At 61.1% G+C, this 13,940-nt stretch carries 13 protein-coding genes; 5 read left to right on the top strand and 8 right to left on the bottom strand.

Translation table 11 applies throughout. The features are described from left to right. Positions 1-129: 129 nt before the first annotated feature. Both AC07OF_RS03505 and AC07OF_RS03510 read right to left on the bottom strand, forming a co-directional pair. Positions 130-1,755 (bottom strand): ABC transporter substrate-binding protein, encoded by a 1,626-nt coding sequence (locus AC07OF_RS03505; protein ID WP_495072578.1) that lies wholly within the window; start codon positions 1,753-1,755, stop codon positions 130-132. Between the two features lie 312 nt (positions 1,756-2,067). Beyond that, positions 2,068-2,778 (bottom strand): SIMPL domain-containing protein, encoded by a 711-nt coding sequence (locus tag AC07OF_RS03510; RefSeq protein WP_157194011.1) that lies wholly within the window; start codon positions 2,776-2,778, stop codon positions 2,068-2,070. 202 nt (positions 2,779-2,980) lie between these two features. On the opposite strand from AC07OF_RS03510, the gene AC07OF_RS03515 reads away from it, so the two are divergent. The 4 genes from AC07OF_RS03515 to AC07OF_RS03530 all read left to right on the top strand — a co-directional run bounded on the left by AC07OF_RS03515 (position 2,981) and on the right by AC07OF_RS03530 (position 7,335). After that, a complete protein-coding gene (locus AC07OF_RS03515; RefSeq protein WP_157194009.1) occupies positions 2,981-4,237 on the top strand; it encodes an ATP-binding protein in 1,257 nt (418 codons plus the stop codon). Further along, on the top strand, positions 4,237-4,797 hold the full coding sequence (locus AC07OF_RS03520; RefSeq protein ID WP_038614443.1) for a response regulator transcription factor: 561 nt from the start codon (positions 4,237-4,239) through the stop codon (positions 4,795-4,797). The genes AC07OF_RS03515 and AC07OF_RS03520 overlap by 1 nt, the downstream gene beginning before the upstream one ends. A gap of 171 nt (positions 4,798-4,968) precedes the next feature. Beyond that, complete coding sequence (locus AC07OF_RS03525) at positions 4,969-5,910, top strand: AEC family transporter (protein WP_157194007.1); 942 nt, start codon at positions 4,969-4,971, stop codon at positions 5,908-5,910. Positions 5,911-5,961: 51 nt separating this feature from the next. Continuing rightward, positions 5,962-7,335 carry an amino acid permease gene (locus tag AC07OF_RS03530; protein WP_157194005.1) on the top strand — a complete coding sequence of 458 codons (1,374 nt, stop codon included), beginning with the start codon at positions 5,962-5,964 and terminating at the stop codon, positions 7,333-7,335. A 24-nt stretch (positions 7,336-7,359) separates the two neighbouring features. Here the strand turns inward: AC07OF_RS03530 and AC07OF_RS03535 are convergent, their stop codons facing one another. The 6 genes from AC07OF_RS03535 to gatC all read right to left on the bottom strand — a co-directional run bounded on the left by AC07OF_RS03535 (position 7,360) and on the right by gatC (position 12,545). Beyond that, on the bottom strand, positions 7,360-7,737 hold the full coding sequence (locus tag AC07OF_RS03535) for a carboxymuconolactone decarboxylase family protein (protein WP_157194003.1): 378 nt from the start codon (positions 7,735-7,737) through the stop codon (positions 7,360-7,362). A gap of 10 nt (positions 7,738-7,747) precedes the next feature. Next, complete coding sequence (locus AC07OF_RS03540; RefSeq protein ID WP_157194802.1) at positions 7,748-8,791, bottom strand: calcium/sodium antiporter; 1,044 nt, start codon at positions 8,789-8,791, stop codon at positions 7,748-7,750. A gap of 62 nt (positions 8,792-8,853) precedes the next feature. Further along, the gene (locus AC07OF_RS03545; protein ID WP_038614435.1) at positions 8,854-9,225 is read right to left on the bottom strand and encodes a septal ring lytic transglycosylase RlpA family protein; all 372 of its coding nucleotides are present in this window, start codon (positions 9,223-9,225) and stop codon (positions 8,854-8,856) included. Positions 9,226-9,332: 107 nt separating this feature from the next. Beyond that, positions 9,333-10,778 (bottom strand): Asp-tRNA(Asn)/Glu-tRNA(Gln) amidotransferase subunit GatB, encoded by a 1,446-nt coding sequence (gene gatB / locus AC07OF_RS03550; RefSeq protein WP_157194002.1) that lies wholly within the window; start codon positions 10,776-10,778, stop codon positions 9,333-9,335. An 11-nt stretch (positions 10,779-10,789) separates the two neighbouring features. Next, the gene (gene gatA / locus AC07OF_RS03555; protein ID WP_157194000.1) at positions 10,790-12,241 is read right to left on the bottom strand and encodes an Asp-tRNA(Asn)/Glu-tRNA(Gln) amidotransferase subunit GatA; all 1,452 of its coding nucleotides are present in this window, start codon (positions 12,239-12,241) and stop codon (positions 10,790-10,792) included. A gap of 16 nt (positions 12,242-12,257) precedes the next feature. Further along, positions 12,258-12,545, bottom strand: coding sequence for an Asp-tRNA(Asn)/Glu-tRNA(Gln) amidotransferase subunit GatC (gene gatC, locus AC07OF_RS03560; protein ID WP_038614429.1), 288 nt, complete (start codon positions 12,543-12,545; stop codon positions 12,258-12,260). A 203-nt stretch (positions 12,546-12,748) separates the two neighbouring features. On the opposite strand from gatC, the gene mreB reads away from it, so the two are divergent. Next, positions 12,749-13,786 (top strand): rod shape-determining protein MreB, encoded by a 1,038-nt coding sequence (gene mreB / locus AC07OF_RS03565; protein WP_008371426.1) that lies wholly within the window; start codon positions 12,749-12,751, stop codon positions 13,784-13,786. Positions 13,787-13,940 lie beyond the last annotated feature (154 nt).

Consider the following 13,940-nt stretch of genomic DNA (forward strand, 5'->3'; position numbering starts at 1 on the left):
AACGATGTGTAGGAGGTGTCCGAAAGGGCGTGCGACGTTTCCGTGTCGATGCACTAGCGGCTGACCTGCCAGGCCGTCAGGTTAAGGTCCCGGACGCCATGCGGCGTCCGGGGCCAGCGCTGGCGGCTGCTATTTGGTCACGCTTACCCCATAGAAGGAGTTCAAGCCGAACGGACTGATCTTGAAGTCCTGTACGGTGCTGCGCATGGGTTGATACACCGTCGAGTGGGCGATCGGTGTCATCGGCACCTGGTCTTTGAGGCGGTGCTGGGCCTGCTTGTACAGCTCGGTACGCTTGGCCTGGTCGGAGGTGGCCTTGGCCTGCTTGATCAGGTCGTCGTAGGGCTTGTCGCACCATTTGGAGAAGTTGTTGCCGGCGATAGCGTCGCAACCGAATAGGGTGCCGAGCCAGTTGTCCGGATCACCGTTGTCACCGCTCCAGCCAATCAGCATGGCGCCGTTCTCGCCACCTTTGGAGCGTTTGATGTACTCACCCCACTCGTAGCTGACGATCTTGGCGTTGATGCCGATCTTCTTCCAGTCGGACTGGAGCATCTCGGCCATCAGCTTGGCGTTGGGGTTGTACGGGCGTTGCACCGGCATGGCCCAGAGGGTGATCTCGGTACCTTCCTTGACCCCGGCTTCCTTGAGCAGTTGCTTGGCTTTTTCCGGGTCGAACGGGGCGTCCTTGATGGTGGTGTCGTAGGACCATTGGGTCGGCGGCATGGCGTTGACCGCCAGCTGACCGGCGCCCTGGTACACCGACTTGATGATTTCTTGCTTGTTCACCGCCATGTCCAGAGCCTGGCGGACCTTGAGCTGGGCCATCGGGTTGGCTTCGTTGCTGCCCTTGATCTTATCCATCACGTTGTAGGCGATGTAACCGAGGTTGAAGCCGGCCTGGTCGGGCATCTTCAGGTTCGGGTCCGCCTTGAGCGGCTCGATGTCGGCCGGTCGCGGGAAGAGGGTGACCTGGCACTCGTTTTTCTTCAGCTTCTGCATGCGCACCGAGGCGTCGGTGGTGATGGCGAAGATCAGGTTGTCGATCTTCACATCATCGGGCTGCCAGTAGTCCTTGTTGCCCTTGAAGCGGATCTGCGCGTCTTTCTGGTATTTGCTGAACACGAACGGCCCGGTGCCGATCGGCTTCTGGTTGATGTCGGCGGGCTTGCCTTGCTTGAGCAGATGGTCGGCGTATTCGGCCGACTGGATCGAAGCAAAGCTCATGGCCAGGTTCTGGATGAACGCGGCATCGACGCCGTTGAGGGTGAACTTGACGGTGTGGTCGTCGAGCTTCTCCACCTTGGCGATGTTCTTGTCCATGCCCATGTCGGTGAAGTACGGGAACTCGGTGGGGTAGGCCTTGCGGAACGGCATGTCCTTGTCGAGCATTCGATTGAAGGTGAACAGCACGTCGTCGGCGTTGAATTCGCGGGTCGGCTTGAAGAAGTCGGTGGTGTGGAACTTGACCCCTTCACGCAGGTGGAAGGTGTAGGTCAGGCCGTCATCGGAAATGTCCCAGCTGGTGGCCAGGCCCGGAATCACAGCAGTACCGCCGCGCTCGAACTGGCTCAGGCGGTTGAAGACAGTCTCGGCTGAGGCATCGAAGTCGGTTCCGGTGGTGTACTGGCCCGGGTCGAAGCCAGCGGGGCTGCCTTCGGAGCAGAACACCAGGTTAGTCGCCGCAAGGGCAGAAGGTGCGCCGGCAAGCAAGCCTGCGCCGACTAGAAACGGAATGACCGCGTGTTTGAGCATGGTGGCCTCATTGTTGTCATTTTTGATTTGAGGGGGGCCTTGTGAGCCGACCTGCGGATACTTATGCAGGGCCCATACCCAATGCAACACTCAAAGGGATGTGTGGCGGCAAACAGTGGGACGAACGTACAGGAATGTCGCATCCGTATAATTTTTTACGGAGTTGATCGTTTGCGAGGGGGTATTTCAGTATGTTTCGGGGACGTTGCGCTTCAATCTGGTCACGCCTGGCACCAAAATGGTGCGGCGAGTTGCTACGCGTAACAGGCGTCGTGGCAGCCGCAGCTGCCACGAATCTGCACACCAGTAACGTTACATCTGTACTTCGATGGTACCGTCGGCGCTGAGGCTGACCTGGCTGGTGCCGGCTTCGATATCCGGCGCAGGCGCAGCGTCTTCGGCCATGCCGGCTTTCATCATCATAGGTGCGCTTCGCGCGTAAGGGTGCGGGTAGCCGCTGCTGTTGAGATTGAGGTTGACCACTTTGTAGCTTTTGCCACCCAGGGCTTCAGTGGCCAGCTGGGCGCGGGTCTTGAAGGCATTGACAGCGTCCTTGAGCAGTTCGTCCTCGCTGGTTTTGCGTGTGGCCGGGGCAATGGAGAAGTCCATGCCGCCCATTTTCAGGTCCTGCAGCAAGCTCCCGGTGAGCTTCGACAAGGCCGGGAAGTCGGCACTTTCCAGGCGCAGTTCAGCGCGCTCGCGCCAACCGGTGATCTTCTGACCCTTGTTGTCGTAGATCGGGTAGCTGTTGCGGCTGCCCTGGCTGATTTTCACTTCCTTGACCTCGCGGGCCTGTTGCACCGCCTTGTTCATGGTCTCGGTGATTTCCTTGGCCAGTTTGCCCGGATCGGTGTTCTGCGCTTCGCTGTACAGGGTCACGGTCATCAGGTCGCGCGCGACTTCCTTGCTGACTTCGGCACGCAGCGAGATCTGGTTGTAGCGTGGTTCTTCTGCCAGCGCGGGCAGGCTGGCAAGCAGGCTGGTGGCCATGACGAGGGCGGCGCTGCGGCGGGTGTTAAGCATGTATGACTCCTTGAAAATGAGGCGTGGACGCTGTGAAATCCATTCCACGCAGGCCCATGTGACTCGCAGGAGTGTAGTGAGGTTCAAAAAGGCCATCATTGTTATGTAAAAAAGTGTGGCGCTTTGCCGCATGCCTGCAGAGCAGAGCACAGCTTCGGTATACTCGCCACGATTCGCCCTGGAGCACTCATCAGGAGAGCTCATGCTCGCCCCCGTACAACTGCTGTCCGCAACCCGTCAGAACCTCTGGCGCCTGACCTTCATCCGCATTCTGGTATTGGCCGCCCAGGCCGGCTCGGTGGGCGTTGCCTACTGGACCGAACTGCTGCCGCTGCCGTGGCTGTCACTGGTGATCACCCTGGGGCTGTCGAGCCTGCTGTGTGCCTTCACCGCCTTGCGCCTGCGCCTGTCGTTGCCGGTCACGGAGCTTGAATACGCGTTCCAGCTGGCCTGTGACCTGCTGATCCACAGTGCCTTGCTGTATTACTCCGGGGGCTCGACCAACCCTTTCGTTTCCTATTACCTGGTGCCGCTGGCGATTGCCGCGGTGACCTTGCCCTGGGTCTATTCACTGGTCCTCTCGGGCATCGCCCTGGCGGCTTACAGTTTGCTGCTGGTGCAGTTCTACCCGCTGGAGACCTTCCCCATGGCGCGGGAGAAGATGCAGGTCTACGGCATGTGGTTGAGTATTGCCCTGGCAGCGGCGGTGATCACCTTCTTTGCAGCGAAAATGGCCGAAGAACTGCGCCGTCAGGAGCAACTGCGTGCCGAACGGCGCGAAGAGGGGCTGCGTGACGAGCAGTTACTGGCGGTTGCGACCCAGGCCGCGGGTGCCGCCCATGAGCTGGGTACGCCGTTGGCAACCATGAGCGTGCTGATCAAGGAAATGCGCCAGGACCACCACGATCCGCTGCTGCAGGAAGACCTGGCGGTGCTGCAGGACCAGGTCAAGCTGTGCAAGGAAACCTTGCAGAATCTGGTGCGGGCTGCCGAGGCCAACCGGCGGATGGCGGTTGAAGATCAGGAAGTCACGGCCTGGCTGGATGAAGCCCTGAACCGCTGGCACCTGATGCGTCCTGAAGCCAGCTACCGTTTCCAGCGCCTGGGGCAGGGCAGCGTGCCGCGTCTGGCTCCACCCCCTGATCTGACCCAGGCCCTGCTGAACCTGTTGAACAATGCAGCCGATGCCTGTCCGGACGATCTGGAAGTGCGCCTGGACTGGGATGCACAAGATATGGTGATCAGCATCCGTGACCATGGTCCTGGTGTGCCGGCGGCCATTGCTGAATCGATTGGCAAACCCTTTTTTACCACCAAGGGCAAAGGTTTCGGCCTGGGCCTGTTCTTGAGCAAGGCCAGCGTGACCCGTGCTGGCGGCTCGGTAAAACTCTATAGTCATGAGGAAGGCGGTACGCTCACCGAGCTGCGCCTGCCGCGTGACGCGCGAGGAGATGTGTGATGAGTGATGAAATCCAGGTTGAAGGCGAAGAGCTCCCGCACCTGTTGCTGGTAGATGATGACGCCACCTTTACCCGCGTCATGGCCCGGGCCATGAGCCGCCGTGGTTTTCGCGTGAGCACGGCGGGGTCCGCTGAAGAGGGATTGTTGCTGGCTCAACAGGATGTGCCGGACTATGCCACCCTCGACCTGAAGATGGATGGTGACTCGGGCCTGGTGTTGTTGCCCAAGCTGCTCGAACTCGACCCGGAAATGCGCGTAGTGATCCTCACCGGTTACTCAAGCATCGCCACCGCCGTGGAAGCCATCAAGCGTGGTGCCTGCAACTACCTGTGCAAGCCGGCCGATGCCGATGACGTACTGGCCGCGTTGCTGTCCGAGCATGCTGACCTCGACAGCCTGGTACCGGAAAACCCGATGTCGGTCGACCGCCTGCAGTGGGAGCACATCCAGCGGGTGCTGACCGAGCACGAAGGCAATATCTCCGCTACAGCCCGTGCGCTGGGCATGCACCGGCGGACCTTGCAGCGCAAATTGCAGAAGCGCCCGGTTCGCCGCTGAGGGACTCGGTGGGAGCGGGCTTGACCCGCGTTGCGGTTTTTCAGTCACATCGCATCGCGGGGCAAGCCCGCTCCCACCGGGGATGGCAATTACAAGCAGCGGGATAGACCCATGATTGTCGTTGTCGGCGTATCATTAGCCCCCTAACGACAGCCAACGGGACCGCCCTGCATGCTCGCCCTTTTTCTTCAGACGCTGAACATCACGGCACCGGTGTTTGCCATGTTGTTCATGGGCGTGCTGCTCAAACGCATCAACGCGATCAACGACGGCTTCATCCATACCGCTTCGGCGCTGGTGTTCAACGTCTGCATGCCGGCGTTGTTGTTTCTGGGGATCTATCACGCCGATCTGACTGCGGCTGTAAAACCCGGGCTGCTGCTCTACTTTGCCATTGCCACCCTGATCGGCTTTGGCCTGGCCTGGGGCCTGGCGATCTGGCGCTGCCCCCGGCAAGACCGCGGGATCTATACCCAGGGCGCGTTTCGTGGCAACAACGGGGTGATCGGCCTGGCGCTGGCCGCCAGCATGTATGGCGATTACGGCATTTCGCTGGGTGCGGTCTTAGCCGGGCTGGTGATCCTGCTCTACAACTCGCTGTCGGTCATAGTGCTGGCGGTATACAGCCCCAGTGCCAAGTCCGACCCCTGGAGTATCTGCAAGAGCATTCTGCGCAACCCGCTGATCATCAGTGTGCTGGCGGCGGCGGTGCTGGCCTATGGGCAGGTGGCCTTGCCGAACTGGCTGCTGACTTCCGGCGACTATCTGGCGCAGATGACCCTGCCGCTGGCGCTGATCTGTATTGGTGGCACCCTGTCGCTGGCCTCGTTGCGCCAGAGTGGCGGCCTGGCCGTCAGTGTCAGCCTGCTGAAAATGGTCTGGCTGCCGTTGTTCGCCACCCTTGGCGCCTTTGTCTGTGGTTTTCGCGGGGCCGAGCTGGGTATCTTGTTCCTCTACTTCGGTAGCCCGACGGCGGCGGCCAGCTATGTCATGGCCAGGTCGAGCAATGGCAACCACGAGTTGGCGGCGGCAATCATCGTCATAACCACCCTGATGGCCGCCATTACCACCAATATCGGTATCTTTTTCTTGCAGTGGGGCGGCTGGATCTAGATTCTGTAAGAAAATAATTCCAACACTGCCTCTTACCTTCGAGGACACTTCATGCAAGACGAGATCACCCCAGAGCGGTTACACCGCGGGCTGAAAAATCGCCATATCCAGTTGATCGCGCTGGGTGGCGCGATTGGCACCGGTCTGTTCCTCGGTATTGCCCAGACCATCCAGCTGGCCGGCCCGTCCGTGCTGCTGGGTTACGCAATTGCCGGCCTGATTGCCTTCTTCATCATGCGCCAGTTGGGTGAGATGGTGGTCGAAGAGCCGGTGTCCGGCACTTTCAGTCATTTTGCCCACCGCTACTGGAGCGAATTCGCCGGGTTCATGTCCGGCTGGAACTACTGGGTGCTGTATGTACTGGTTGGCATGGCCGAACTGACGGCCGTGGGGATCTATATCCAGTACTGGTGGCCAGATTTTCCGACCTGGGCGACGGCGGCCATCTTCTTCGTCGTGATCAACCTGATCAACCTCAGTCAGGTGAAAGTCTACGGCGAGATGGAGTTCTGGTTTGCCCTGATCAAGGTAGTGGCCATCGTCAGCATGATCGCCTTTGGTGGCTACCTGCTGATCAGCGGTAACGGTGGGCCGGATGCCAGCGTGGCCAACCTGTGGCAATACGGCGGCTTCTTTCCCAATGGCATCAGCGGCCTGATGATGGCGCTGGCGGTGATCATGTTTTCCTTTGGCGGCCTGGAACTGGTGGGGATCACCGCCGCCGAAGCCGACAACCCCAAGTACAGCATTCCGCGCGCCACCAATCAGGTGATCTACCGCATCCTGATTTTCTACATCGGCGCCCTGGCAGTGTTGCTGTCGCTGTATCCGTGGCAGAAAGTAGTGCAGGGCGGTAGCCCGTTCGTGATGATCTTCCATGCCCTGGACAGCAATCTGGTCGCCACCATCCTCAACCTGGTGGTGCTGACGGCAGCGCTATCGGTCTACAACAGCTGCGTGTACTGCAACAGCCGCATGCTCTTCGGCCTGGCCGTACAGGGTGATGCGCCCAAGCGTCTGCTCAAGGTCAACGACCGCGGCGTGCCGTTGGCGGCGCTGGGGATCTCGGCGCTGGCGACCGGACTGTGCGTGCTGATCAACTATTTGATGCCGGCTGAAGCCTTTGGCTTGCTGATGGCGCTGGTGGTGTCGTCGCTGGTGATCAACTGGGGCATCATCAGCATCACCCACCTGAAATTCCGCCGTGCCAAGCAGGCTGCTGGCGAGACGACGTTCTACAAAAGCTGGGGCTATCCGCTGACCAACTATGTCTGCCTGGCCTTCCTCGCGCTGATCCTGGTGATCATGTACCTGACGCCGGGCATCCGCATTTCGGTGCTGTTGATTCCGGTGTGGCTGGCGGTGTTGGGCGTGGCCTTCTGGCTGAAGAAAAAAGGCCACAAGGCCGCCGTCGCTGCTGACTGACGGCCTTGTTTACGGGGTGGTCGATCAGTTCTGCTGGTAGCTGTCGATCACTTCCTGGGCCGCGCGGAATGCATCAATGGCCGCGGGGACCCCGGCGTACACTGCGCAATGCAGGAGCGCTTCGCGAATCTCTTCAACCGTACAGCCATTGTTCAAGGCGCCACGTACGTGGCCCTTGAGTTCCTGTGGGCACTTGAGCGCCGTCAGCGCAGCCAGGGTGATCAGGCTGCGGGTTTTCAGTGGCAAGCCTTCACGGCTCCAGACACTGCCCCAGGCATGTTCGTTGACGAAGTCCTGTAGCGGCTGAGTGAACTCAGTGGCATTGCCCAGTGCGCGATCGACAAACGCATCGCCCATGACCTGGCGGCGGACCTGTTCGCCGGTTTTGGTGGTGTCGCCCATATTGTTTTCCTTAGTGTTGGCGGCGCCAGGCGCGCAGGGTCGTATAAAGCAGTAACGCCCCGAGCACTGGCAGTGCATAGAACAGCATCAGTTTTTCCAGGCGGGTGGCCAGCGGCATGCCGGTGGTGAAGGCCACCACATGCAGACCATAAGCCAGGTACAAGCCAAGAAACACCAGACCTTCGGCGCGGGTTACCCGGTAGCCGGAGTAGAACACCGGCAGGCTCAAGGCGGCGACGCCAAGCATCACCGGCAGGTCAAAATCCAGGGCGTTGGGCGAGATCGACAGCGGCTCTGGCGCCACCAGCGCAGTCAGGCCGAGCACGGCCAGCAGGTTGAACAGATTGCTGCCGATGACGTTGCCCACGGCGATCTCGCGTTCGCCGCGCAGGGCGGCAATCAGCGAGGTGGCCAGTTCCGGCAACGAGGTACAGACCGCGACCACGGTCAGGCCGATGACCCGTTCAGACAGGCCCAGGTCAACCGCAACCTCGACTGCGGCCTCAAGTAACAGGTGTCCTGCCAGGCTCAACAAGCCCAGTCCGGACAGCATCAGCAGCAGGCTGGTGATCCAGAATCCGCTGCCTTGCTGCGGTCGTGGGCCGGGGGCCGGGAAGGTCCGGGCATAGTGACGGGACTGGTGCCAGAGGATTGCCAGGTAGGCGAGCAATCCAAGCAGCAGTAGTGCGCCTTCAAGGCGCCCGAGTAGCTCGTTGAATGCCAGCAGGTAAACCAGCAGGCTGGCGCCGATCATTACCGGGATGTCCAGGCGTACCAGCTGGCGTGAAACGCGCAAAGGAATGATCAGTGCAGCGAGGCCCAACGTGACCAGGATGTTGAAAATGTTGCTGCCTATCACGCTGCCGACCGCCACATCCGGAGCGCCGGTGTAGGCCGCTTGCAGGCTGACGGTCAGCTGCGGCGCACTGCTGCCGAAGGCCACCAGGCTCAAACCGATGATCAGCGGGCGGACCTGCAGGCTGGACGCTACGCGCAGGGCGGAGCGCACCAATAGCTCGGCGCCGCTGACGAGCAGCAGCAAGCCAAAAGCCAGTTGCAGCAGGCTGAAGGTGGGTAAGGCGGCCAGGTCGAAAATGGTCGTGCTCCGTTGCAGGGTCAGTCGCTGAGACTTTGTACCCGTACGCGCGCCGTTCCGCTACGGATCATGCCGAGTTTTTCTGCGGCGGCGCGGGACAGGTCAATCAACCGGCCGCGGGTGTGCGGGCCACGGTCGTTGATGCGCACCACCACGCTACGGTCATTGTTCAGGTTGGTGACTTTGACCCGGGTGCCGAAGGGCAGGCTGCGGTGGGCAGCGGTCATGGCATTTTGATTGAAGGGCTCGCCACTGGCAGTGCGTTTGCCGTGGTGACGGGAGCCGTAATAGGAGGCGGTGCCGGATTTGTCGTAGCCGCGAGGATCGATATCGTGACTGGCGCAGCCGGCCAGCAGGGTAAAGAGCGCGAGTGCGCTGAGGGGACGCCACATGGGGGTAGATGCTCCGTGGGGTGGCTATCGCTGGCAAGCCAGCTCCCACAGGGATAGCAAAAATCCTGTGGGAGCTGGCATTGCCAGCGATAAGCAGGCGACGCGAATTACCCTTCGAGCTTGCTCTTGAGCAATTGGTTCACTTGCTGCGGGTTGGCCTTGCCCTTGGAGGCTTTCATGGCCTGGCCGACGAAGAAGCCGAACATCTTGCCGCGCTTGGCTTCATCGGCGGCGCGGTACTGCTCGACCTGCTCGGCGTTGGCCGCGAGCATCTCATCCAGCACCTTCTCGATCGCACCGCTGTCAGTGACCTGTTTCAGGCCTTCGGCTTCGATGATCTGGTCGGCGTCGCCTTCGCCCGCTGCCATCTTCTCGAACACCACCTTGGCGATCTTGCCGCTGATGGTGTTGTCGAGGATGCGCTGCAGCATGCCGCCCAATTGCGCGGCGGTAACCGGCGCCTGGTCGATTTCCAGGCCGAGCTTGTTGAGCAGGCTGCCCAGCTCGACCATGACCCAGTTGGCGGCCAGTTTGGCATCGCCACACACCGCTACCACTTGTTCGAAGTAGTCGGCTTGTTCACGGCTCGAAGCCAGCACGTTGGCATCGTAGGCCGACAGGCCGAACTGGCTCTGGAAACGCTCGCGCTTCTGCGGCGGCAGCTCCGGCAGGGTGGCGCGGATGGTGTCGAGGTAAGCACCCTCGATCACCACCGGCAGCAGGTCCGGATCGGGGAAGTAACGGTAGTCGTTGGCTTCCTCTTTGCTGCGCATCGAGCGCGTCTCGTCCTTGTTCGGATCGTACAGGCGGGTTTCCTGAACAACCTTGCCGCCGTCTTCGATCAGCTCGATCTGACGCTGGATTTCGGTGTTGATCGCGCGCTCGATGAAGCGGAACGAGTTGACGTTCTTGATCTCGCAGCGGGTACCGAACTCGACCTGGCCTTTCGGCCGCACCGAGACGTTGCAGTCGCAACGCAGCGAGCCTTCGGCCATGTTGCCGTCGCAGATGCCCAGGTAACGCACCAGGGCGTGGATCGCCTTGACGTAGGCCACGGCTTCCTTGGCGTTGCGCATGTCCGGCTCGGAAACGATTTCCAGCAGCGGCGTGCCGGCACGGTTCAGGTCGATCCCGGTGGAACCGCTGAAGTCTTCGTGCAGGCTCTTGCCGGCATCTTCTTCCAGGTGCGCACGGGTGATGCCGACGCGTTTGACCGTGCCGTCCTCGAGGGCGATGTCCAGGTGGCCCTTGCCGACGATCGGCAGTTCCATCTGGCTGATCTGGTAGCCCTTGGGCAGGTCGGGGTAGAAGTAGTTCTTGCGCGCGAACACGTTGTGCTGGCCGATCTCGGCGTCAATCGCCAGACCGAACATGCAGGCCATGCGCACCGCTTCCTGGTTGAGCACCGGCAGCACGCCGGGCATGCCCAGGTCGATCAGGCTGGCCTGGGTGTTCGGCTCGGAACCGAACGTGGTGGCGCTGCCGGAGAAAATCTTCGACTGGGTGGCGAGCTGGGTGTGAATCTCCAGCCCGATGACAACTTCCCATTGCATGTGGTGATCCCTCAGAAGCCGGTAGGTGCGCGGGTGTGCCAATCAGTCACTTGCTGATAGCGGTGCGCGACGTTGAGCAGGCGGCCTTCCTGGAAATACGGGGCGAGCAGTTGCACGCCAACCGGCAGACCATCGACAAAACCGGCCGGCATCGACAGGCCTGGCAGGCCCGCGAGGTTGGCGGTGATGGTGTACACGTCTTCCAGGTATGCAGCGACCGGGTCGTTGTTCTTGGCGCCGATTTTCCAGGCCAGGTTTGGCGTGGTCGGGCCGAGAATCACGTCGACGTCGTTGAAGGCGGCCATGAAGTCGTTCTTGATCAGGCGGCGGATCTTCTGCGCCTGCAGGTAGTAGGCGTCGTAGTAACCGGCCGAGAGAGCGTAGGCACCGACCATGATCCGGCGCTGTACTTCGGCACCGAAACCTTCGCCACGGGAGCGCTTGTACAGGTCGGTGAGGTCAACCGGGTTCTCGCAGCGGTAGCCGAAACGCACACCGTCGAAACGCGACAGGTTCGACGAGGCTTCCGCCGGGGCGATCACGTAGTACGCCGGAATACCGTGCTGCATGTTCGGCAGGCTGATTTCCTTGACCACAGCGCCGAGCTTTTCCAGTTCCTTGACGCTGGCCTGGATCAGGTCGGCGATGCGCGGGTCGAGGCCGGCGCCGAAGTATTCCTTCGGCAAGCCGATGCGCAGGCCTTCGAGCGAGCCGTTCAGGCCGGCGCTGTAGTCCGGTACGGGTTCATCGATGCAGGTGGAGTCCTTGGCGTCGAAGCCGGCCATGCCTTGCAGCAGCAGCGCGCAGTCTTCGGCGGTACGTGCCAGTGGGCCACCCTGGTCCAGACTCGATGCGTAGGCAATCATGCCCCAGCGCGAAACACGACCGTACGTCGGTTTCAGGCCGGTGAGGTTGGTCAGCGCAGCCGGCTGTCGGATCGAGCCACCGGTGTCGGTACCGGTGCTCGCTGGCAGCAGGCGCGCAGCCACGGCCGCCGCCGAGCCACCGGACGAACCGCCCGGTACGTGCTCAAGATTCCACGGGTTCTTCACCGGGCCGTAGTGGCTGGATTCGTTGGCCGAACCCATGGCGAATTCGTCCATGTTGGTCTTGCCCAGGGTCACCGTGCCGGCTTCGGCCAGCTTGCTGACCACGGTCGCATCGTAAGGAGCCTTGAAGTTGTCGAGCATCTTCGAGCCGCAGCTGGTGCGGATGCCCTGGGTGCAGAACAGGTCCTTGTGGGCGATTGGCGCGCCGAGCAGGGGACCGTTCTCACCAGCGGCGCGACGGGCGTCGGCGGCGCGGGCCTGGCTGATGGCCAGCTCTTCGGTGACGCTGATGAAACTGTTGAGTTGCGGGTCGAGCTGGTTGATCCGCGCCAGCAGGGTGCGGGTCAGCTCTTCGGAAGAAAACTTTTTGTCGGCGAGTCCGCGGGCGATCTCGGCCAGGGTCAGTTGATGCATGGCAGGCTCTATTCCCTTACTCGATGACTTTCGGAACCAGGTACAGGCCGTTCTCCGTCGCCGGGGCGATGGCCTGGTAGCTGTCTCGATGGTTACTTTCTGTTACCACGTCGGCGCGCAGGCGCTGATTGGCTTCCAGCGGGTGCGCCAGTGGCTCGATGCCAGTGGTGTCGACGGCTTGCATCTGGTCGACCAGTCCCAGAATACTGTTCAGGGCATCGGTAGTGCGTGGCAGATCGGCTTCATTCAGGCCCAGTCGGGCCAGATGGGCGATCTTTTCCACGTCGCAGCGTTCAAGCGCCATGGGGATCTCCTGGGGAAACAAAAAACGGATTTGGTCCGCGATGAGGAACATGCTGGCAGATTTACGGTCATAAGGCCGCGATTGTGTGCTGGCTTGCTCGGAAAAACTGCCAATTTAACATATTGGCGCCTTGCCCAAAATCCCCGCCGTTGTTAGAGTTTGCCGCACTTTTTTACCCACGCGTTGCCTAGGGTCACTTTCCCATGTTCAAGAAACTGCGTGGCATGTTTTCCAGCGATCTTTCCATCGACCTGGGCACTGCCAACACCCTTATTTACGTGCGTGAGCGCGGTATCGTCCTGAATGAGCCCTCTGTTGTGGCCATTCGTACTCACGGCAACCAGAAAAGTGTCGTCGCGGTAGGTACCGAAGCCAAGCGCATGCTGGGCCGTACGCCCGGCAACATTGCTGCCATTCGTCCGATGAAGGACGGCGTGATCGCCGACTTCAGCGTTTGCGAAAAAATGCTGCAGTACTTCATCAACAAGGTTCACGAGAACAGCTTCCTGCAGCCAAGCCCGCGCGTGCTGATCTGTGTGCCGTGCAAATCGACCCAGGTCGAGCGTCGCGCCATCCGTGAGTCGGCCCTCGGCGCCGGTGCCCGCGAAGTGTTCCTGATCGAAGAGCCAATGGCTGCCGCTATCGGTGCCGGCCTGCCGGTCGAGGAAGCCCGTGGTTCGATGGTCGTCGATATCGGCGGCGGTACCACTGAAATTGCACTGATCTCCCTCAATGGTGTGGTCTATGCCGAATCCGTGCGTGTCGGTGGTGACCGCTTCGACGAAGCGATCGTGACCTACGTGCGCCGTAACTACGGCAGCCTGATCGGTGAATCCACCGCCGAGCGCATCAAGCAGGAAATCGGTACCGCCTACCCAGGTGGCGAAGTGCGTGAAGTCGATGTTCGCGGCCGTAACCTGGCCGAGGGCGTACCACGCGCCTTCACCCTCAATTCCAACGAAGTGCTCGAAGCCCTGCAGGAATCCCTGGCGACCATCGTTCAGGCGGTCAAGAGCGCCCTGGAGCAATCGCCTCCCGAGCTGGCTTCGGACATCGCCGAGCGTGGCCTGGTGCTGACCGGTGGTGGCGCCCTGCTGCGCGACCTCGACAAGCTGCTGGCGCAGGAAACCGGCCTGCCGGTGATCGTTGCCGAAGACCCGCTGACCTGTGTTGCCCGTGGCGGTGGCCGCGCCCTGGAAATGATGGACAAACACACCATGGACCTGCTCTCCAGCGAGTAAGCTGGCTGCAGCAATCATGCCGCCCGGTTTACAGGTAGTGCTCACAGTGCTACCTGTATGTGCTGGGCTGACGTCCGTGTGGGCGTCATTTTCCGTCAATCCACAAGCAGGCCGGTGCGTTGCCGTATGAATGACCTCTTGAATCGTCGTCCAC

This window comes from Pseudomonas sp. GW821-FHT10B02, from assembly GCF_059415665.1.